Source organism: Wocania ichthyoenteri Th78 (assembly GCF_000789235.1).
Classification (GTDB): Bacteria; Bacteroidota; Bacteroidia; order Flavobacteriales; family Flavobacteriaceae; genus Wocania_A; species Wocania_A ichthyoenteri.
In genome coordinates, this window is sequence record NZ_KN525716.1 from 3,257,366 (window position 1) to 3,281,448 (window position 24,083).

Consider the following 24,083-nt stretch of genomic DNA (forward strand, 5'->3'; position numbering starts at 1 on the left):
AACCTTATTATGTGATATAACAATATTGACTATGTTTAGTTGTCGATTAGTAAGGTCCATGTACAAACATAAAGAAATCATATAAAATTAAAAAGCAACACTAGTATTCATACAATATTCCCGAAATATAAACGTCGCAAAATATTTCTCGGAAAAGGGACGCCATAAAGCCGTTCGTGCCTCACTTTTTATTGCGTTTCCTTTCCGCTCCAAAATTTTGTCTTCCGTTTGGTGTGCGCTCGAATATTGTTTAATTTAAAATCATTTAATTATGGAAACAAAAACAAAATCGAACGGAAGAGTAAAAAAAGAAACTGCAACCGTTAAAAAGGACGTTAAAAAGCAATTTACGGAAGAAGCGATTGGACAAGTGCAAAAAACCAAACAGGCCATTGTGAGCAAAGCGACCATTGATTTGGCAGACCGCATCCAAAAATTTGAAAAGCTGCGCGGACTGGCTACCCAACGGGAACGATTGGTACAGACCCTGAACGAGCTGACGAAGTTCAATTACAATCAAGGCGATTCGGCTTCATTTTACATTAGGGACTCTCATAATCTGGAGTTCAAGACGACGAATACCAATTTGATCAAGTTGGTAACAACACATTTACAATCGACTTTAGAGGTTCGTAAAGAAGAAATCGAAAATGCGATTATACAGTTTGAACTGTAACCGGATTTTCAATGAACCATTAAAACCTGTTCGAAAGAATGGGTTTTTTTATGTTTTGATTTTTTATTGTTGAAATAGAACAACTCTCAAAACATCGAGTTGTTTCCAATTCAACAATGCACCATGTATTTTTAATCAATTTTTTAAAAAACAAAATGATTAAGCCAAAAAATCAACAATGAAAAGCCAGTCAATTATTGGCGTGGAATATTTCGAATCTGACGTTTCTTTTTTCAATATTTCAAAAAACCATAATTTTTAGCTTTAAATCACATCGTTTGATACATAAATACATTTTTGATTTACTCAGAAAAACCGTACTTTGATATGGCTAGCAATCCAGTAAAAGGGCAACTGATTTTTCGTCAGTTGTTGAGGATTTTGTCAAGCCAAAGCTTGACGGAATCTGCTAAGCAAGAGGGTAACACGCGAAGCGATGTTACTTTCTGTATATTTAACTGATAATTAGTTAAATAAAAGTGTTTTTAGAAATGTTGATTTTTATAATTTAGTGCAAAAACAAAATTGAGCCTAGTAAAATAGGGGATTCATTGTAACAATTCAATAAAATATGGATGATTTTACTACGATTCGATTAAAGAAAAAAGTCATTGAAAAATTCAAGGGATATTCCAAAAAGACCAGCCCTAGCTATTCTGAAACATTGGATTTTATGATTGCCTTTTTTGAAGATACCGGTCTTTCTCCTTATGATACCATGAACAATCCTATTTTGTCTTGTACGATTTCATTAAATAAAAGAACAGATGCAGTAGCGGCTATTTTAAGAAACATTGAGAAAACACAATTGATACCTACTCGTAAAATATTGGAATCCTTATTTGAAGAGGGAGAGAAAGAAGAACCAGTATATATTGAACGAACACAAGGGGAAATAGAAGCTTCTAAAACCAAAACCGAAAAATCATTAGATTACTACTCTAAGGAATTAGATAAAAACAGAACGGAGCTATATATTGTTAAGACTGAATTTAGTAATCTCTTAAGCGATTTGATTTACATTAAAAGAGCATTTGGGAAAAGTTATTATCGATTGGATATCTCAAAAGAAAAAATTGAAGATCTTAAGTCAAACTTTCTCTGAATGTCTTCGATCAAACCTGTATAGGAAAATTAGTGCTCTGATGGCTACAGACTTTTCTAGCAATATAAATGAGGTAAAAAAAAGACATTTTTTTTTAATTATAATCTTCTTGAAAAGCTTTGAATTAACTTTTGTTAAGTTTTATAAATAATTTACTATTTCCAGAAGGGATTACATTCGTTAGGTATAGAAACTTATTAAATCCAATAAACATAGCAAGTCCTGAAATATGGCAACAGTTTAAAATTTAATTTACACTGATAGTTTGTATATCATCTTTAGGTGTTTTTAAGGTCATAATGAGTATCCTATTATATATCTCAATGATGGTAGTAAGGCATAACCAATCTGTAACTGCTCTTTGATTTTAGATCCATTAAAAGTCTGATAACTAGATTAATTGATTTGTTATTTGATTGTTTTCTGATAGTTTAACTAAATTTTCACCCAGTATAAGTTTAGATAGTACATGTCAATAGCTTAGATTATTTATCTTTAGCTGTTGGTGTTATTTTGTATTATAAATATCAACCAATTGAAATTTTGGTGAAAATTTCTTTAGCTTCTTATTTTAATTAGTTCGTACCTACAGAGTTATAAAATATAAAAGGAATTAAGAGTTTAATAAATTTGGGACTCTTCGTATGGGAAAATATTGCAGAAAACTATATTTATTAGCTTATTACAATTATTTTTATTTAATTTGTATAACATAATACATAATCATTAAAATAATATATAGAACTCTCCCTGTGCTATATATTAAATTATGTATCTGCTAAATAATATCTTCTCTCAAATATTGGGCAGTACTTAAATAAATTAATCTAAAGGCTAAAAAGAGCTTGCTTGTGCAACTTTAAAAAGGTTAATGGTAACTAAATAGTTGATTAAAAATAAAATTATGTCACTTGTAAAAGCTTTAGGGTGTATCTTGGTTTTAGCAATAGCTGGACTTTTGGTGGTATTGCCTAATGTTAATATAACTGATTATATGCAATCTAGCATTACCAGTAAATTTATGGTTTTTGCTTATAGCTGCTCGGTAATAACAGTAGGTTTTTTAGTCATGTTTTTTTTTATTAAAACCAAAGCAATTCATATCTCAAAGTTAGATATAGCTCTTTTTTTATTAGTCAGTTATATCATAATTAATAGATATTCTATCCAGCCCGAACACGTATATTCTATTCGCTTTTTCGAATTACTAGGCTTAAGCATTTTGTATATCATTTTAAGAAACCTACAAGTAAAAGTATATGCATGGTTTTTATTTGCCATTATTATTTCAGGTAGTGTTCAAGCAGTTTATGGTAACTTACAAATACTTGGGTTTTACCCATCAAATCATTCTGGGTTTAAGCTTACAGGAAGTTTCTTCAATCCAGGGCCTTATGCAGGCTTTTTAACTATAGTGTATGTAGTATCATTTGGTGTATACTTATACAAAGAACATTTTATCCAATTTTTAAATCTAGATTTTAAAAACAAAAAAGTTTCTAACACTATAAAATATGTGGTCAAAAATATTTTATTACTTGCTTTAATAAGTATCATATTAGTAGTTCCTGCTACGCGCTCTAGAGCTGCATGGATAGGTGTGCTATTAAGTAGTATTATTCTATTAGAGCTTCGATACCAGTTTGTAACAAGACTATTAACAAAAGTAAACTATACTAAAAGAATCGCTTTAGTAGTTTTAACTATTTGCATAATGTGCATTGGACTATTTAGTGCTTATCAATTTAAAAAAGGATCAGCAGATGGTCGTTTGTTTATTTGGAAAGTTACTACTGAGATTATAAAAGATTCCCCTATTGCTGGTTTGGGTCTTGATAGGTTTAAAACCTATTACATGAATTATCAAGCAAATTATTTTGTTAAGCATGGTGAAACAATAGAAGCTTTTGTAGCAGATAACACTTATTACGCTTTTAACGATTGGTTGCAGTTCTTTACAGAACAAGGCGTTATTGGCTTGATACTATTGTTATTTCTAATTTATGTTTTACTAAATATAAAAACAATTACTGAGTATACTATTATTAAATTTTTGGTATTAACAACGTTTATAGCAGCAGGTATTTTTGCTAGTTTTTCATACCCAATGCAAATTTTGCCTTTTAAATTGGTAATTGTATTGATGTTGAGCTTGATAGCATTGTTAGATACAAACAAATATGCAATTAAAATAAAACAAAGATTAAGGATTATTGCCCTTAGCAAAAGCATTTTAGCCATTATAATAATCTTATTTTTAATAGAAGGTATTCCATATACTAAAAAAGTGTCAGAGGCATATAAAAATTGGAAAACAGCTTTAAACAAATATCAATATAGCGATTATGTAAGTGCAATAGATAATTATAAAAAAGCTTATCCTATATTAAAAAACAATGGTGATTTTTTAATGAACTATGGTAAGGCACTTACTATGAACAAAATGAATGATGAAGCCATAGAGATATTGGAAAGAGCAAAGCTCTACCTAAATACCACAATACTAGAGACCGCATTGGGAGATGCTTATAAAGGCACTAAACAATTTAGTAAAGCGGAAACCGCTTATTTACATGCAGCAAATATGATTCCATCACGATTTTACCCTTTGTATTTACTTGTAAAACTTTATGATGAAAACGGAGAAGGTAATAAAGCCGTTGAGTTGGCTAGGGATATATTAAAAAAGAAGGTTAAAGTACCCTCAACAGCTATTAAAGAGATTAAAGCAGAAATGAGGAACATTATCGATAGAAATAAAGATAAACAATATTAATAACAAGTAATTATGCGCAACACAATAAGTAATATAAACCTAATTCAATACAGAGGTTGCCTCTCTTTAGTTTTGTTGCTTCTACAAATAACATTGTTTCACGCCCAAAACCCTTCAGATCAATTAGCCAATCAATTACACGAAGCATCAAAAAATCATGCTTCAGAGTCTGTGTATGTACAAAGTAGTAAAGGTATTTATGAAACAGGCGAGGATTTATGGTTTAAGGGCTATGTATTGAACAGTCAGTATCTATCACCTTCAACACAAAGTAAAACCTTGTATGTTCAGCTTATAGAAAGCAAAACCGAAAAAGCCGTTTGGGAAGAAAAATACGAGATAGAAAACGGATTTGTAAACGGACATATTTATGTACAGGACACCTTACGAGAAGGTCGTTACACTTTAGCAGCTTATACACGGTATTCATTTTATGATGATAAACAACCTATAAAATCCATCAGGCAATTACAAATTGTAAAAGACATTACCAAGTACCATCAATTAAAAAAACAGGATACTTTAGTCAAAACTGAAACCAAAGAAATTGTTATCGATTTTCAACTTTTTCCTGAAAGTGGACATTTGGTATCAGGAATAACAAGTACCATTGCTTTTAAAGCTGTAGATACATTAGGTATACCCAAATCTGTATCTGGCACTTTATATGAAAACAATGTTCCCATAACCAAGATAAAAACAATACATGCTGGTATGGGTCGTTGTAACTTTACTCCAGATGTCAACAAGCGTTATCATATAGTATTAGATTCGTTTACAACTAAAAAACAGTACACGTTGCCAACTATAAAAGCCGATGGTTATGTGTTGCAACTGGTTAGTAATACCAAAGACCACTTAACCCTTAAAGTTTCAAAAAGCACAAGTCAAAAAGAAACTTTGTATTTAAGGGTTCAAGTAAGAGGTGTGGCGTATAGTGTTGCACAAGCAACCATAACCAAAGAGCGGTTAATAAAGATTCCTCTAAATGATATTCCGCAAGGTATAGCAGAAGTAACCTTATTTAATCAAGAGTTTGAGCCTGTGGCAGAACGCCTAGTCTATATAAACCAGGACCAAAAGTTAAACATAAAAGCAGTATTGGATAAAGGAGAATACCTTACCAAAGGCAACGCAAAATTAAAACTAAAAGTAACCGACCAACACAACAACCCTGTAATTGCTCATTTAGGGTTAAGCGTTTTTGATGATTTTTACAACAATCCAAAAGATACTAAAACCATAGAGACCCATTACCATTTATCTGCACAATTAAAAGGCAGAATATACAACCCAAGTTATTATTTTAATCCAGAGAATACTAATAGAAAACAAGCATTAAACTTATTGCTTTTAACCCAAGGATGGCGATGTTATAAATGGAATGAGGAAAACTTAAAATCACAAAACCAGTTAAAAACAGCATTGGTAACAAATGGAATAGAAGGAAAGTTTACTTATATAAAAAAAGGAAAAAACAGTCCTGAGCAAAGTTTTATTGTTGTTTATGATCCGCTTGAAGAACAAAACAAATCAATGATTCCATTAGATACTAATAACAGGTTTGTTTTAACGCCTTCCCATTTAAAAATAAGTAGAAGGTTATTTATTAAACATTTTGGCACAAAAAAGGATAAGATATTAATATCTATTAAAGACCCTTTTCTGGCTATAAATAGTATAAAAAAACTAAAGGATTTTGGTTACCCAATAGCACCTGTTACCGAGAAAAGTGAAGTCAACGAAACTAAAACGCATAAATGGCAATCGATAAAGGATGCCGTTAAATTAGATGAAATTCAACTAGTAGCTAAGAAAAAAGGTATTGTTAAAAGAGATAAATATTTAGCAAAACTAGATAGTTTGGCTAAGCTAGATATGGCTGGCGGCGATTACGTATGCAAGCTTGATAATTATTTTAATTGCCCAATTCATCCTTTTGGTGATAATAGTAAAAGACCCGTAGAAGGCGAAGTATATTTAGAGCTTCAAGTAAGGGAAAAAGGAAAAGGAGGTGCTTGGTTTAAACCGATTGGTGCACCTATCGTAGGGAGGCATGTGTTTAGAAACCCTGAACTTCCACCATACCAATATCCAAAATTAACAGATGCGTATCTTTTAGAAAAGTTTAATATAATACAAGCAAAAGGGTATTATACTAAAAAAGAATTTTTTAATCCCATATATGATAAAACAGAACAAACCGATGGTTTTCCAGATTATAGAAACACGCTGTATTGGAAACCTGATATAATAACTAACAACAAAGGAGAAGCCCAATTAGAATTTAGTGTTTCCAGTATCAACTCCAAATTTACAGGCGTTATAGAAGGTGTAAATGATAATGGCGAATTAGGAAGACAAACCTTTGAATTTTACGTTAGAAAAAGAGAATAAAAACCTCTGAGTTTAAAAAAATAAAAAGATACAAACCATATTAATTTAAAATATAAGCCTATGACATAGACCCTATCACCCAGAGGAAGAATTTTTTTCGTGCAAATTACGGAATTTTATAAATTGAAGATTGTGTAATTAATTTCAAATTTTCACTTTAATACAAATTCTTAAAACCACTTTAAACCAAAGGGGTTATAATGTTCTAAAAGTAGCATTCCATAAGACTTTACAAAACAATAAAACAAAGGAATTTAAACTCCTTTAAATTAATTATTTAAAAATTTAATATTATGAAAAAAATAATAGGAATTTCAGCAATAGGTATATTTGCTATGGTATTATTTGCCAATACAAATAACCTAAGCAATAAAGGCGATTTAGATTTAGCCAGTTTAGCTACTTTAAACCAAGCAGATGCAGAATGTAACCCAACACCCTATGGGAACTTTTATAGTTGCAATGCTTTTAATAGATGTGCTTATAACCCTTCTTCGAGTAATGGGTGTTATGAGAATTAAATAGAGCTTGATTTAATTAGACAGATTCATTTTTTTGTGAATCTGTCTAATATTTGTTCAAAAAAGCTTATAGAAAATATAAGTATTTATAGCTGAATTTTTAGCTGCAATAGAATAATTCTGTAAGCTTTAGTTTTTAATTAGTTTAAAACGCATACGTATGAAAACACATATTTTAGTCTTAATTACACTTCTCTTTTACTCATGTACAGACAGTGTGAGTATAATGAATACCAAAAAAGGCCAAATGAAAGCTGTTAAAGAGTTAAGACAGGTAAGTGCAAAATCTTTTTTGTTGGACACAGATACAGCACCTAAACCACTATACATTCAAATGATTAATGATTCTTTGGGAAACAGACAACTTAGCTTTTTAAATAATTACAATAACTCTATTTATATTTATAATTATGAAACTCCAGAATTTATAAAGAAAATAACTTTTGATAAAAATGGACCGAATGCCGTAAAAAAACCTAAAGGATTTCATATAAAAAACACAGATTCAATTTATATATATAGCGATTTTTTATTTGAGGTATTGTTGGCAAATAATAAAGGGGAAGTATTAAATAAAATATCTCTTACAGGAGGTGCTGATCCAAGAAAGTCGTCACTCTGGACAAGTACATACGCCACTTATTATGTAAAAACTGTAACGCCCTTTATAGAAACACCTAAAGCATTATTATTAACCGGATTATTTGAAAATGATATAACTGACTCAACAATTAACAAGTTTAAGTTTACGGCACATATAGATTTTAAATTTGATAAAATAGATTTTACGCATACATATCCACCTTCGTTACATGGTAGTGATATTGTATGGGGTGGTGGTCTTTTTTCAGAGGTATTTCCTCAGCTTCACCCAGATGGAAAAATAATAATCTATAGCTTTCCTGTATCTCACGATCTATATATAGCAGATATATATGGGAATACATATAAAAAAGTTTATGCAGGTAGTAATTTTGCAAGCACTATAATGTCTTTGCCAAAAAAACATATAAGATCGAAAGAAAAAGTAAGATCTAATTTTGTGAGACAAGACATGTATGCTGCTATACTCTATGATAAGTTTCGTAAAGTATACTATCGCTACCTCAGAAAAGCTATACCTAATGCGCCATTAAATCAATCTTGGAAGGAAAAAGAAATTGCAGTAATAATTATGGATAAAGATTTTAATTATTTAGGAGAAACTGTACTTGGAACTGAACGAGAATGGCATTGGCAAAATTCTTTTGTAACTAAAGAAGGACTCAATATTGAATATCTTGACAATAGTGATATAGATGAAGTAAACCTAACCTTAAAAATATTTATTCCAGAGGACATTTAAATACAAAAAATTATGAAAAATCTAACACTCTGTATTATTGCTTTAATTTTTATTACATCTTATTCTTGTAAAAAGAATGAAAAAGAAATTGAACAAGATTATTTAGAATCAATAATAGATAAAATGGATATAAATGACAACATAAAATGGGTGATTGTATTACCTGGTCTTGGGTGTCATGGCTGTATACAAGAAGCAGAAGCCTTTATGAAAGAACACATTGAAAACAAGGACATTTTATTTGTACTAACTAAGATAGAATCTTTTAAAATATTGCAAAATAAACTGGAAATTAAAATTAAAGACTATAAAAATATACATATTGATAAAAAACATGAGATTAGTTTCCCAACTGATAATGGGGTATATCCATGTATAATAGAACTGGACAATGGCAAAATAAAATCATATGAATTTCAATCGCCAAATAACAGTTATGCTTTTGGAAAATTGGAGTCCAAAATATAAGAGATATGTTAGAAAGTTTTTGCTTGATACTGATAAAGAAATTAATAAATGTTTACTAAAACGAAGTTATTAGCATGTGTGAAATCAATATTAACTTTTGGATTATTGTTAGTGTTTCTTTAAATAAAAAAGAAGCAGCAGATATAAAAGAAGTTCTTAATAAGAAAAGAGCATACCTATCCGAAAGAGTGGGGTAAATATTAAGGCTTTTGTTCCGCATAATCTCAATTTATATACACGTTAGTGAAGTAGTTATAAATGATATAATTGAAATTAAATAAATCTTTTTACAACATGAAACTTGCAAAATCAAATAATGTTTTTAATCAAAGAAAAGCATTGTGTTTTGTTAATATGAATGCTCACTACCCTGTGTTGAAAGAGGTATCACATATTTTACAAACTGAGTGTAATACTATGATTAGTTTCTATTTTTACTCATCTCTTTTTGATTTGACAAAAGAAATAAGTGATGCAAAAACGTTATTGTTCGATACTATTGTAAATAATGATTTTGATAAAAACCATGTAAACCTAACAAGCTATAAACCTATTAGACAAGAATTAAACAATAACACTCTTACTTCTATATTCAGAAAAATCAAAGAAAATAAAAGAAAAATCAAAGAAATGAATGGGGTTATTAATAATATTAAGCCTAGCTTTGTTTTGATATCTGATAACACAATTAATTATGATATTTCATTATTTGTCAAAGCTTGTAAAATAAATAGTGTTGATGTTTTTTGCGTACCTTTTGGACTAATTGTGCCAAATTGTATTCTTGAAAGATTAGAAAAAAACTCTCTTAAAAGTTCAAAAAGTTCTATAAAGAGTATTGTTTCTAATATTTTTCCAAAGTATATCTTAAAAAAGAATGGAAATACTTATCTGCCAAAATCACTTACTTCAATTGCTGGATTAGAGCTTATTAAAGCTGGTTCTAAAAGACCGTGGACATGGAATGCACATAATATTACTGGAGTATTTGTGGATTCAGTTTTTTCTAAAGAATTTTGTCTAAATCAAGGGCTACCTTTAGATAAAATAATTTTAACTCAGCCAATTGAAAAAAGTAGTTATAAAAATAGTTTATCGAGAGAAGAACTTACTCAAAAACTATCTTTAGACCCTAATTTACCTATTTTACTTTTCAATGTCCCTGCTCCGCTTTTAGGGCTTATAAATTTAAAAGGGTGCGACTTTAATGACCCAAAATCTATTATCTATGCTTTTCTTAAGCTACCTACATCAATAAGGGGTAATGCAAATTTAATATGGACTTTACATCCTAGGTTAAAAAAAGAAGATTATCTATTTGTGGAATCAATGGGTATAAAAATAATAGAGACCTCTGGGGCTAAATTGATTTCTGCTTGTGATGTATTTATAGGAAACGATTCTACACTTTTCAAAACAGCTTTGTTTATGTCTAAACCTATTGTAAATTATCAAGTATTTGGTCTAAAAACTGATATTTTCAAGAATGAAAAAGGTTATTACACTGCAAAAAATAAGCATCAGTACATCAATCTTCTTGAAATGTTACTTCGTGATATTAGTGTTTACAATAATGCGGCAAAAGAAATTGATTATAAACGTTTTGGAAACGATAAATCGTATCCTGAAATTCATGAATATTTAAACCAATTATAAAAATGAAAAAAAACTTTGTTCTTTTTTTTAAAATAATCAGTTTTGTTTTGCTTTTTTCTTGTAGTAAGAAGCCTTCTAATCTTGATAAAGCATTGGAGCATTCAGGCAATAACAAGATAGAGTTGGAACGAGTAATAAATCATTACAAGAAAACAAAAGATACATTGAAAATAAAAGCAGCAGAATATTTAATTAGTAATATGTTGTATAAACAATCAAAAAGCTATAGGTATGTTGATAAATATGGACAAAATAAAATTCTTGATTATAAAAAACATACGACAGACGAATTAAATGACTTAATAAATAAAGAAGGTGGTTCATTTAGAATAACTAGTACAAGAGAAGATGTTAAAAGTATAACAGCTAAATATTTAATTACAAACATAGACTTAGCATTTAAAGTGAGAGAAGAATATCCATGGTGTAAGCAACTATCTTTTGATGAGTTTTGCAATCAAATACTTCCTTATAGACTTGTTGATGAACCCTTAGGAAACTGGAGATCTTATTATTATACGAAACATAAAGAAGAACTAGACTCTTTAAAAAAGGTAAATACTTCATTATCAGACATCATATTTTGGTTTAATAAAAAGTATAAAAAAGAATACATTAGTTCTACATCAATTGTTCCAGGAAACTTTTCGTATAAAACATTTGAAGAAATTGGAGGAGGAAATTGTGCTGATTTGGCTCAAAATGCGGTAAAAGTAATGAGAGCATGTGGTATACCATTACATATGGATATTGTTACTTATCATGGAAAAGTTAATGGTAATCATGTATATAATAGTATCGATTTACCAAATGGAGACTTTTACTTTTTTTCTCCTTATGAGCGTGCACCTGAGCGGCGAGATTGGAGAGCTCATAAAATAATGAGAAACACTTATAAGATACAAGAAAAAGAAATATATAAATATCTAAATTCTAAAGAAATTCCCTTAGATGAGTTGTTTGTAAATCCTTTTTACAAGGATGTGACCTCTTATTACTTTCCTACAGCTAATATTGATATAATTCCGAACGAAGGGACATCTAGTGAAGACTTACTCTATTTATGTACTTACAATAAAGGTTTTCATGCTATATCTTGGAGTGCCATGAATAATAAAAAGTTCCATTTCAAAGATGTAACAAAAGAGTTATTGTATTTTCCTATGATTTATACTAATGGGCAATATGAAGCAATGTCAGATCCTTTTATACTTAGAGAATCTGGAGAGAGACAAATATTAACTCCAGTTATAAATGAAAAAATTACTTTAAAAGGTGTTAAAGTATTACAAATAAAAAAGAACATTACTGATTTAAGTAAGGAGTACAAAGTTTTTTATTGGGATAAAGAATGGGTGTTTGTTAAAAAAGTAAAAGCTATTAATGATAAAACTTTAATAATTGATGGGCTTCCTAAGAATGGACTATATTTAATTTCTGGCGAGGGTTATCACGAAAATTTACAGCGTCCTTTTACTTTTATAAATGGTGTTTTGGAGTATTGGTAAATTTAAAGTTTTGACTACAGTGAGCAATCCGTGTAAACTCAATATCAATTATAAGAAAAGATGAACATAACAGCATTAATTCCTGCAAGAAAGAACTCTGAACGATTTCCTGGGAAGAATTACACCTCATTTCTAGATAAGCCTTTATTTATTCATTCAGTTGATTTTGCAAAAAACTCTGATCTGATCAACGAGTTTTATGTTACCACCAATGACGAAAGGATTATTTCAATTTGTCAGGAAAAGAGTATTCCATATATTGAACGTCCTAACCAATACAGTAGAGCAACTTCCACTAATTCTGAATATATTAAGCACTTTTTAGACACAATAGCTTTAAAAGATGATGTATTACCAGATGTATTAGTTATCCTGCAACCGACAGATCCTTTTCGTAAAGACTATTTCCTTAAAGAGATGATAGAACTATATTTCAAACATACAGCAGATTGCGTGTTTACAGTAGTTAAATGTAAAACAAAGATGGGGTGTATAAAAGAAGGTGTCTTCCTTCCTTCTAATTATAAATTTGAGCAACGGTTTCAAGATATGGATGATTTTTATGAGGAAAATGGAATGTTTTATCTAATTAATGTGGATACCTTTTTGCAAAGAAAAAGTATGCATGGAAAAATCAACGTACCTTATATTATTCCAGAAATATATCGAAATATGGATATTGACACAGAACTAGAATTGAACATTGCTGAATTGATTTATAAAAGGATAGTCTTAAAAGAGAGTCTGATTATTGATAAAATATGACTTTATATAATTTAAGAGAGAAATAGAAAAACTATTTAATGAACAAAAAAAATAAAATATATACTGTAATTTTAATTCTATTTTTATTATTACTTCTTGGTTTATGGTGGTTAAGCCTATTATTTGTGGTGTTAGTTTTGTTGTACTTTATTTCTTTAAAATTAATACATCTAATTATATATCCTTTTTTAAAAAAAACAGTAAAAAGCTTATTTTTATTCCTATTTATATTTATCGTAGCAATTAATGTTAAGTTACTTCTTTTTGATATCTACAAAGTACCGAGCTCATCCATGAATAACACATTGTATACTAATGATGTTATAATAGTTAATAAATTAAAATATGGACCAAAATTACCACGCTCCCCTTTTGAAATTCCTTGGGTAAATATTGCGCTCTATTTTAATAAAAAAGTAAGAGCACGTATGAATGTTAATTTGTGGGAGTATAAACGACTCTCAGGTACTTCTAATTTGCGGAATGGAGATGTTGTTGTGTTTACAATGTTTAAAAAAAACATGACTATAGTAAAGCGTTGTATGGGAATAGCTGGAGATACCATAATTATTAAAGAAGGAGACGTTTATGTAAATAATAAATATTTTAGTCCTTCTAGCCTTATTCTAAATAATTATGAGTTTAAAATTAATAACAAAAAAGTATTCTTTCGGAAATTAGATTCTTTAGATTTAGATATTGTTATTAGTAGAGCCCAAACAGACTTTTATAGAGCAACGATGTCTATTGAAGAAAAAGATACACTTGAAAAAATGGATATGATAAAGGGTTTAACAATAATTACAGATTCTATTACATCTACAAGTACTGCTTATCCAAATTCTAATTACAATCAATGGAATTTTGACTACTATGGGCCTTATATTATCCCTAAGAAAGGGATGATGATACCTTTAAACCAAAAAAATTATGCACTATATAATAAAGTTATAAATGATTATGATGGTGTTACAATAAAGAGTATTGATGGTTCTTATTTTATAAATGATATAGAAGTGACATCATATACTTTCAACCAAGATTATTATTTTATGATGGGAGACAATAGGAAAGGTTCTATGGATTCTAGATATTGGGGTTTAGTGCCAGAAGAACGTATTATTGGTAAAGTACAATGTGTGCTATGGTCTAGTTATCAAGATGAGCTTCAATGGAAACGGTTATTAAAAAAAGTTGAATGATTATACATGAAACTAAATCTATTTCCTTTTACAGTTCTCATCATTTTTATTTGCTTATTCATTATTGGAGCTAGCCTAATCCCATTGTTGAGCATTCAACTCATTCCAAACAAACTAATGAATTTTAAGCGTTTATTTTGGTTGGCAATAAAGTAAAAGAGAAAAAAATAACCTTTAAACTATAGAGTTAGCAGAAATAATTCATTGGTATACAATAGATACATTTGAGAAATAATTTTCAAGAAGAAATCGAAAGAAGATAAAAATCTATGTCCTTAGAATCTTTGTGAAATATTAAAAAAAGCAAAACAAACAGTACAGCCATTAGCTATAATTGAATTGATAATCGCACCATCATTAGATTTTGAATTGAATAAAAAAACGATTAATAGATTCTTAAAGAAGAATGGGTAATTTAGAAGATATTGAAATTAAGCAATTAAAAGTTCCATGTAGCATTTAAAAAAAGCAAAAGTTTGTATTTACTATATATTTATATTAATTGTATCTTTATAGTGTTAAAGGTAAGTAAATTATATCTTTAAAGTTCTTTATATTGTTTTAGTGTGCAAATAGGTGTGCATAATTAAAGAAAACAGTTTAATCGACTGTATAATAGTGTTATATGAAATGGTATTTAAGTCTGCCACCCCGACAATAAGCCATTACAAATGGCGTTAAAAACCTTGTAAATCTATTGATTTACAAGGTTTTATTGTTTTACGCTATCATAGAATTTGATAACGTTTGATACAGTTCGGTTAACAGTTTAAAAAAACAAAAAGTATGAACCGAATATCTTTCGTATTGAATATTGGAACAATCTTTAAAAATTCTTCTCGTTGAAAATTTTTATACAGGCAAAATTTATAAGATAAGGGAGACGATTTCAATTAAAATCGAAACTAAATGGCTGGCTAACAGTATGCAGAATATCATGGTGTTATTGTAAAAGATAAAGTATGGTTTTTGTGGTTATTGAATTCTACTCAAATACTCTTCTAAATTATCAGTTATTGCAGTACTCTTTTTAAAATCTTTAGGTGTTTTTTTAAAATATCTTTTAAAACATTTTGAAAAGTATTTTGGATCATTAAAACCAGTCATAAATGCAGTTTCAGATATTGAATATCCATGCTGAGTAATAAAAACAGCAGCCTTTTTTAAACGAATTATTCTAACATAGTCTACTAGACTGTGACCTGTTAAAGACTGACATTTTCTATAAAGCGCTGAATAGCTCATATTAAGCGAATCTGCCAATTCTTCCATTTTAAAATTGGCTTGATCTAATCTTAAATTTATTTCTGCAACTAAATTTTCTAGAAACAATTCGTCTTGAGATTTTTCTACTCCTACATTTGGACGGCTAATTATTTCTTTTCTATATTTTGATATAATATGTTCTTTTGATTGTATAATGTTTTTTACTTTAAGTAAAAGCTCATTAGTGTTAAAGGGTTTATTAATATACTCAATGGCTCCAGATTTTAAACCATCTATTTTTGAGTTTGTTGAGTTTTTTGCAGTAAGTAATATTACAGGAATATGCTTTGTTAACTGATTTCCCTGTAGTTTATGGCACATTTCAATTCCATCAACTTTAGGCATCATAATATCACTCAAAATCAAATCAGGGTAGTAGGTTTTAGCGTAATGATAACCTTCTTCTCCATTTTCAGATAATAAGATATTATACTGATTAATTAAAAGTTCTTTTAAAAATGCCTGCAAATTATAATTATCTTCAACAATAAGTATTGTTTTTTTAGAGATATTTATATTATCATTTTCTAGTAAATTATCGTTATTATCTGTATGCGTAATTATGTTAGATTCCTCAAAATTGCTAGTTGTAATTCTTTCAGATTCATGATACGCATTTTCAGTAATTGGTATATTTACAGTAAATGTTGTTCCTTCATTTTGTATAGAATCAACCTGTATTTTACCTTTATGCAAATCTACTAACTCTTTAGTTAGGTTTAATCCTATTCCAGATCCTTTATTCTTTTTGCCAATATTAGATTGATAAAATAATTCGAAGATGTCATTTAATTCTTTTTTTGGAATTCCAGGGCCAGAATCTGTTACAGATATTTTTACTCGTTTCTTAGAATTGGTTGGGACTACATTAAGTTGAATAAAGCCATTTTTGGGAGTGAATTTAAAAGCATTTGAAAGCAGGTTGTATAAAATATGCTCTACTTTTTCTTTGTCATACCATGTGTAATTCATGCTATTAGGGCAATTTATTACAAAATCAATTTTTTTATTTCGTGCCAATTCTTTAAAGGATAAAGATATGCTTTCAATATCGTTGCATAGTGAGTTTTTAGTTACGAACAGCTTTAATGTGTTGAGTTCTTTATTTCTAACTAGTGTTAATTCTTTTGCTATTTTAGAAAGGCGTTGTGCGTTATTAAAAATGATATTTAAACGTTGTTTAAGTAGTAAGTTTCCATTTTGTTCAGAACGCGTTAACATATCATTTAAAGGGCCAAGAATTAAAGTTATAGGTGTTTGAATCTCATGAGACATTTTTGCAAAGAAATTCATCTTTGCTTCATGTATTTCATTTTCTTTTTTGTGGCTCACCTTTTCTAGAAATAATTTTTTTCTTAGCAAGTACCACCGTTTCATTCCATATACTAATAATATAATAATAAAGAAATATAGAATGTATGCTATAGGTTTATTCCATAAAGGTTGTTCTATTTCAATATTTATACGTTTTGCTGGGATATCCCAACTGTTTTGTTTTGATCCTGCTTTTACCTCGAAAGTATATTTGCCCGCAGGAATGTTAGTATAAGTAGCCATGCGTTCGGAATGGCTAGTAATCCAGTCTTTATCAAACCCTTTTAGTCGGTATGCGTAATAATATTTTGGATTAAGAATATTATCAATAGCCGAAAACCGAAATGAAAAAGAAGACTGATTGTTTTTTAGTTTTAATGATTCTATATTATAAGTACCAGTATTAATAGCAGAAGGAATTAAAGAATCAATAGGTTGGTTAAGAATCTCTATATCATTTATATATAATTTAGCATAAGATTCTTTTTTCTTTAATCCTTTTGGGTTAAAATAATTAACTCCTTTTATACCACCAAAATATAGTACTCCCTGTTTATCTTTAAAGGCGCTTCGAGATAAAAAGACATCATCTTGAAGCCCATCAATACTATAATATGTTTTAGCAACAGAATTCTCAATATCTAAGCAAACAACCCCGTTACTTGAGCTTAACCATAAGTTATTACCATCAACAATTACAGCGGCGATATTTACTGCATTAATAGATTCAATATGTTCAAAAGTACTATAGGTTTTATTTATGGTATCAAACTTTAAAAGTTCTCCATTACTATTAATTAACCATAATTCGTTGCCTTTACCTACGGACATGTATTTTACGCTCGATACTTCATCATGGTTATTATCATTAAAATACGATTGTTTAATAAAGGTTGAGTTTTTGAAGTTATCAATATTTTCATTTAACTTAAAAAATCCACCTTGATATATGCCTAGCCAGATAATACCATTTTTGTCTTCAACAATACTTTCTAAAATAGAACCTTCCAAACCATGTTTGTTATTTTCAAAAGATGCTAGTAGTTCTAGATTTTTGGAATATACATTTATGGATATATTAGACCCCACCCATATACGTCCTTCAGAATCATTAAAAAGAGTTCTAATATCTGTAGCCTCTTGCTTTTTCGAATTAATTATATCTATTTTCTTAAAGGTATTGTTATTTGTGTTATGAAAATGTAAGCCATTTTTATAAGTTCCAATCCAGATATTGGATTTTGAATCTTCAGCTATAGATTGTACGTAAAATCCTTTGTTTAAAGCAATATTATTAAAATATTGTGTTTCCTTTATAAAGGTGCTATTTTTATCATTAGTTACTTTTGTTAAGCCAGAGCCATCTGTACCTAACCATAAAACATTTTTAGAACTTTTAAAAACTGTTAATATTCTCTGAGGTGTTTTACTAGCAGAACCACTGTGGTAACCAATATTATTGTTTTTAAAAGGGAGCACATTAAGTTTTCCGTAATTGGTGGATACCCATATGTTTTTATGATTATCTTCACTAATATCTAAAATAGTATTACTGCCTAATGAAAATTCATTAGAATCATGTTTCGTAAACAAATCAATCTTTCCGTTTTTTGAATTGATTTTATATAATCCACCTCCATCTGTTCCTCCCCAAATATTTCCATTACTGTCACAAAATAAGGATAAGAACATTTCTTTATTAATATTAAATCTTTCTTTACTAAAAAGTCTATCTTGAATAAATTCCTTATTAATAGGATCATATACAAAAAGTCCATAGGTTTCAGTACCTATCCATAGTCTATTGTTTTTATCGGTTGTAAATATTAAGTTTCCAGGATAATCAGTAAATGGGCCAATTATTTCATTAAGCGTTTTTGATTCTAGGGAATAGTTATAGACCTTCCCATTTATAGTACTTAAAAACAATTCATTAGGAGTCACTAAATCTATGTCCATTATACTCTTTAGAGGTGCATCCTGATTAAAAACAGAACCTATCTTTTTAATTTCAGAATTGGAGTAATTGTACAGTATGCTATTGTTTGAAATGAGCCAAACGCCATTGCTTTTAGCACACATTTTACTTATGGGCTCTTTTATCAAAGCTGTAATGTTTTCGAAACTATTATTTTTTATATCGTATTTACTTACTAGTCCAGATTTTGTTAAAACCCAAATGTTCTTTTTATAGTCAGTAATTATATTGTCTATCCTATCATTTTCTTTCCATTCATTAAAAATGGTTTTGTTTTTTATTAATTTGTAATTGTAGCCATCATATATTAACACACCATTTCCACATAATATCCATATATTCCCTAAAGGATCTTGCACTGTTTTAGATACCCAAGCAAGTTTATTATTTAAAATCGGAGAAATATGATTGAAATTAGTATGATTCTGTCCAAACAAAAAACTTGAACAGCATAGAAACAATCCTAAAAAGAAATAGCGTTTTAATGCGTGCATTGAATTTATATTAATTTTTATAAATAGATAAGCTATTTAGAAATAGTTTATAAAGATATTAATAAAATTTATCTAGAATATATTGATGCTTATCAATACAAATTAAAAAGGAGGTCAAATTCACATAAAAAGTGGATTATTTCCTCAATTCCTATCTAAATAAGGTATAATACACCAAAACGCTTAAAATGTCATCATCATAATAATATGGATATATCATATTTGAGAACAATTTAACATTAAAATAAAATTTTATTAAAAATATATGAATTCTAGACGCAATTTTGTTAAAAAAACAGCACTAGCTGGCGCAGGCGTATCGATTATGCCAAATTTATCATTTGGTTCAAATTTTGGTTTAAGCCAAGACAAGTTAAAAATAGCTTTTATAGGAGTAGGCTTACGAGGAACAAATCATTTAAATAATGCATTACAAAGAAAAGATTTAGAGATTACTGCAATTTGCGATGTAGATTCTAATCGTATAAAAATAGCTTTAGATAAAATTAGCAAAGCCGGATTTACAAAGCCAAAAGTTTTCGGCAACTCAGATTACGATTATAGAAACTTATTAGATTTAAAAGATGTTGATGCCGTTATTATTTCAACACCTTGGTTATGGCATACAAGAATGGCAGTAGATGCTATGAAAGCAGGGAAGTATACAGGTTTAGAAGTATCTGCAGCAAATACACTTGAAGAATGTTGGGATTTGGTAAATACGCATGAAGAAACAGGCTCTCATTTAATGATTTTAGAGAACGTAAATTACCGACGCGATGTACTAGCTGTATTAAATATGGTAAAACAAAATGTTTTTGGCGAGTTGTTGCATTTTACTTGTGGTTACCAACATGATTTAAGAGGTGTTAAATTTAACGATGGAAAATCAGCTTATGGCAAAGGTGTTGAGTTTGGCGAACAAGGAATTTCAGAATCAGCTTGGAGAACACAACATTCATTATTAAGAAATGCAGACGTATACCCAACACATGGTTTAGGACCAGTAGCGGTTATGGCTGATGTAAATAGAGGAAATCGGTTTGTATCTTTAACCTCACATGCTACCAAAGCTATAGGCTTAAATAAATATATTGTTGACAATGGAGGGAAAGATCATCCAAACGCAAAATTAAAATGGAAACAAGGAGACATTATAACCTCGACCATAGAAACGTCTAACGGAGAAACTATTATTGTTACACATAATGTAAATACACCACACCCATACTCTTTAGGCTTTAAAGTTCAAGGAGTTCAAGGGCTTACCGATTTTGATTATCACACACAACGTATTCATGTTGAAGGTACAACAAAAGGCCATGGATGGGAAGCAATGGATGCTTGGTTTGAAAAATACGATCATCCACTATGGAAAAAGTATGGAGCCAGTGCCACAGAAGCAGGTCATGGAGGTATAGATTTTTTTGTTTTAAATGCTTTTGTAGAGTCTGCCAAGGAGAATATAGCACCCCCTATGGATGCCTATGATGCTGCAGCTTGGAGTGCAGTTACACCACTATCAGAATTATCTATAGAAAACAATGGCGAGCCACAAGATTTTCCAGACTTTACCAGAGGTAACTGGATAAAGCGTAAACCTTATAACTGGATGAAAGAAACATATTAAAATCAATTAACAACTAAATATAACTAAAACTAAAAACTATTTTATGAAAAAACTATTTACTTTTTTAGTGTTATTATTAACGGTTTGTTTTTGTTTTGAAGTACATGCACAAAGTACGAGCAAGACAATAACAGGAACTGTTTTTGATGATAACAGTGCGCCAGCAATAGGCGTAAACATTATTGTAGAAGGAACATCTACAGGAACTACGACAGATTTTGATGGTAATTATTCCATTAAAATACCAGATGGAGGAACAGCACTTACGTTCTCTTTTATAGGATATAAAACTCAGACTGTAGTAATTAATAATCAAACCACTATTAATATAACATTAGAAATTGATACTTCTACTTTGGATGAAATAGTAGTTGTAGCTTATGGTACACAAAAGAAAGAAACAATTACTTCTTCTGTTGTAGAAGTTAAGGCTGATAAATTAGCCGATGTAACTACTCCTGAGGTTGCAACTATGTTACAAGGTAAAGTAACAGGAGTACAAGTATTGCCTAGTACGGGTTCACCTGGATCTTCTCCGAGTATTATTATTAGAGGAAGATCTTCAATTAACTCTACTAACTCTCCATTATGGGTAGTAGATGGTGTTATTATTGGTAATAGTGACCCTAAGCTTAACCCTAATGACGTCGCAGGCATTTCTGTGTTAAAAGATGCCTCTGCAACAGCTTTATATGGTAATAGAGGAGCAAATGGAGTTATTATAGTAACTACAAAAAGAGGTAAGATAGGTGCTAAGCCACAGGTTAAAGTGTCTATAAAAACAGCTGTCAACCAATTTAATCCTGGGAAATTTGAGATAATGAATTCTCAGCAATTATTTGATTACCATACCGAGTTGGGAAATACTAACGGATGGTTTACAGAAGATTTACTAGAAAGGGATTATGATTGGATAGACGGAGCTACTCAAGATGCTTTTGTAAAAGATGCCTCTATAACATTTACATCGGCTACAGATTCACATAACTTATTTTTATCTACAGGTTATTATAATGAAGAAGGTACTGTAATAGGTAGCGAGCTTGATAGATATACATTTCGTACTAATTTAGATTATAACATATCAGAGAAGTTAACTATTAAGCCAAAAATCAATTTTGTGTTTGATAGAAGAGATAATTCAAGAGGAGCTTCTTTATATGAGGCTTATACGAATATGCCATGGGATTTACCCTTTGCAGCAGATGGTTCTGTGGTAAATGCTACACAATCACAAGGTGATGATTGGCTAGGTAGAGATAAAAGAAACTTTTTCTATGATAGACAATGGAATTATACAGACTCAAGATCATTCGATTTATTTGGTAGTTTTGATTTTGAATATAAATTATTACCTAACCTAACCTTTATTTCTACAAATAACTTTAGATACGGTAACTTTGAATCTTTTTCTTATACAGATCCACGGTCTAACGGAGGAGGAACAACAAACGGTTCTATAAATGATTTTACCTTCAGAAACTTAACAAGATTTACAAACCAAATGTTAAAGTACTCTAACACGTTTAATGAAAATCATACAGTTAATGTTTTGGCAGCATATGAATATAATGATGGTAGTTCAAAAAATGTATCTACTACCTCAGAAAATGTGGTTGTAAATGGAGAAGTACAAAGTGTAGGTTTAAAACCAGCTGGGGCTGACGGTAATGCAGGAGAATTTGCACAACAATCTTTCTTGTTTTCTGCAGATTATGATTATAAAGGCTTGTATTTTGTAAAAGGATCTCTAAGAGTTGACGGTGCTTCAGCTTTTGCTAAAGACTATCGTTATGGTGAGTTTTATTCTATTGCAGCAGGTTGGAATATTCACAAAGAAGACTTTTTTAACATAAATCAAATAAATACCTTAAAACTAAGAGCTAGTCATGGAGCAGTTGGTAACCAACCAGGAGGCTTTGGATTTTTAAGTACTTATGATGTTAAATTTCAATATGCTGGCATAATTGCAGCAAAACCACTTCGATTAGGAACAGAAAACTTAACTTGGGAAAAAGCAATAGAAACTAACGCAGGTATAGATGCAACATTTTTTAATGCTGTAGATTTAACTGTAGATTATTATAACAAGGAAAACTCTGGATTACTTTATTTTAGAGCATTATCAGATCAGACAGGTTTTAGTGGTAGATTTGAAAATGTTGGATCAATCACAAACGAAGGTATAGAGGTTGCAATAGCGGCAGATATTGTAAACAAAGAAGATTTTGGTATTAATGTAGGCTTTAATGTAAGTTTTAATAAAAATAATGTAAAAGAGCTTGCAGATGGCACTGATATTATAAGCGGATCGACCATTCTTAGAGAAGGTGAAGAGTTTGGTACTTTCTACATGAGAAAATGGTTAGGTGTTAATCCAGGAGATGGAACACCAGTTTATGAGGTAGTAGACGCTGATACTGGTGAAATTTCTACAACAAACGTTTATAATGAGGCCACGGTTCAAATAGCTGGTACTTCAAATCCAGATTTTACTGGAGGTTTTAATACAAATATTAGATATAAAAACTTTTCATTAAGCTCTAATTGGAGTTTCTCTTACGGAGCAGAGTTATATAATTCTTCTCGTAATTTATTTGATTCGGATGGATTCTATTTGCAATTTAACCAAATGGTACTACCTGAAGGATGGAGCAGATGGCAACAACCTGGTGATATTGCAACACACCCTAAACCTAGAGTTGGAGGTTATGCAGGAAGTAACCAAACATCTACACGATATTTAGAAGATGGAAGCTATTTGAGATTAAATAATGTAAGACTATCGTATGACATTCCAGAATCTATACTAGATCGTTTAGGTATTGCTGGAGCAAATATTTATATAACTGGAGATAACTTAGCCACTTTTACTAAATTCACAGGTGTAGACCCAACAATTGGAGGAGCTGGTGGTTCAGTAAGCTTAGGATATCCTATCCCAAAGCGTTATGCATTAGGTCTTAATATTACGTTTTAATT

The 24,083-nt window shown here is 29.9% G+C and carries 14 protein-coding genes; 13 read left to right on the forward strand and 1 reads right to left on the reverse strand.

Features of this window, described 5'->3' with window-relative positions:
• The first annotated feature begins 271 nt into the window (after positions 1-271).
• The 11 genes from RG22_RS14340 to lepB all read left to right on the forward strand — a co-directional run bounded on the left by RG22_RS14340 (position 272) and on the right by lepB (position 14,419).
• A complete protein-coding gene (locus RG22_RS14340; protein WP_034044532.1) occupies positions 272-676 on the forward strand; it encodes a hypothetical protein in 405 nt (134 codons plus the stop codon).
• Between the two features lie 571 nt (positions 677-1,247).
• Positions 1,248-1,781, forward strand: coding sequence for a BfmA/BtgA family mobilization protein (locus RG22_RS17365; RefSeq protein ID WP_052143757.1), 534 nt, complete (start codon positions 1,248-1,250; stop codon positions 1,779-1,781).
• Between the two features lie 904 nt (positions 1,782-2,685).
• Positions 2,686-4,557, forward strand: coding sequence for an O-antigen ligase family protein (locus RG22_RS14350; protein WP_156113391.1), 1,872 nt, complete (start codon positions 2,686-2,688; stop codon positions 4,555-4,557).
• Between the two features lie 12 nt (positions 4,558-4,569).
• Positions 4,570-6,954, forward strand: a complete 2,385-nt coding sequence (locus tag RG22_RS14355) for a hypothetical protein (RefSeq protein ID WP_156113392.1) — start codon at positions 4,570-4,572, stop codon at positions 6,952-6,954.
• A 293-nt stretch (positions 6,955-7,247) separates the two neighbouring features.
• Positions 7,248-7,475 (forward strand): hypothetical protein, encoded by a 228-nt coding sequence (locus RG22_RS14360; RefSeq protein WP_034044538.1) that lies wholly within the window; start codon positions 7,248-7,250, stop codon positions 7,473-7,475.
• A gap of 160 nt (positions 7,476-7,635) precedes the next feature.
• The gene (locus RG22_RS14365; RefSeq protein WP_081997732.1) at positions 7,636-8,820 is read left to right on the forward strand and encodes a DUF4221 family protein; all 1,185 of its coding nucleotides are present in this window, start codon (positions 7,636-7,638) and stop codon (positions 8,818-8,820) included.
• A gap of 12 nt (positions 8,821-8,832) precedes the next feature.
• A complete protein-coding gene (locus tag RG22_RS14370; protein ID WP_034044542.1) occupies positions 8,833-9,288 on the forward strand; it encodes a hypothetical protein in 456 nt (151 codons plus the stop codon).
• A 294-nt stretch (positions 9,289-9,582) separates the two neighbouring features.
• Positions 9,583-10,944 (forward strand): hypothetical protein, encoded by a 1,362-nt coding sequence (locus RG22_RS14375; protein WP_034044544.1) that lies wholly within the window; start codon positions 9,583-9,585, stop codon positions 10,942-10,944.
• A 2-nt stretch (positions 10,945-10,946) separates the two neighbouring features.
• Positions 10,947-12,452: a hypothetical protein gene (locus tag RG22_RS14380; protein WP_034044546.1), complete on the forward strand. Its 1,506-nt coding sequence runs from the start codon at positions 10,947-10,949 to the stop codon at positions 12,450-12,452.
• 60 nt (positions 12,453-12,512) lie between these two features.
• Complete coding sequence (locus RG22_RS14385; RefSeq protein ID WP_034044548.1) at positions 12,513-13,217, forward strand: acylneuraminate cytidylyltransferase family protein; 705 nt, start codon at positions 12,513-12,515, stop codon at positions 13,215-13,217.
• Between the two features lie 38 nt (positions 13,218-13,255).
• A complete protein-coding gene (lepB, locus tag RG22_RS14390) occupies positions 13,256-14,419 on the forward strand; it encodes a signal peptidase I (RefSeq protein ID WP_081997733.1) in 1,164 nt (387 codons plus the stop codon).
• A gap of 975 nt (positions 14,420-15,394) precedes the next feature.
• On the opposite strand, the gene RG22_RS14395 is transcribed toward lepB, so the two are convergent.
• Positions 15,395-19,471: a hybrid sensor histidine kinase/response regulator transcription factor gene (locus tag RG22_RS14395; protein ID WP_081997734.1), complete on the reverse strand. Its 4,077-nt coding sequence runs from the start codon at positions 19,469-19,471 to the stop codon at positions 15,395-15,397.
• Positions 19,472-19,736: 265 nt separating this feature from the next.
• Between RG22_RS14395 and RG22_RS14400 the strand changes: the two genes are divergently transcribed.
• Positions 19,737-21,101: a Gfo/Idh/MocA family protein gene (locus RG22_RS14400; RefSeq protein WP_034044553.1), complete on the forward strand. Its 1,365-nt coding sequence runs from the start codon at positions 19,737-19,739 to the stop codon at positions 21,099-21,101.
• A 43-nt stretch (positions 21,102-21,144) separates the two neighbouring features.
• The gene (locus tag RG22_RS14405) at positions 21,145-24,081 is read left to right on the forward strand and encodes a SusC/RagA family TonB-linked outer membrane protein (protein ID WP_034044555.1); all 2,937 of its coding nucleotides are present in this window, start codon (positions 21,145-21,147) and stop codon (positions 24,079-24,081) included.
• Positions 24,082-24,083: the final 2 nt, after the last annotated feature.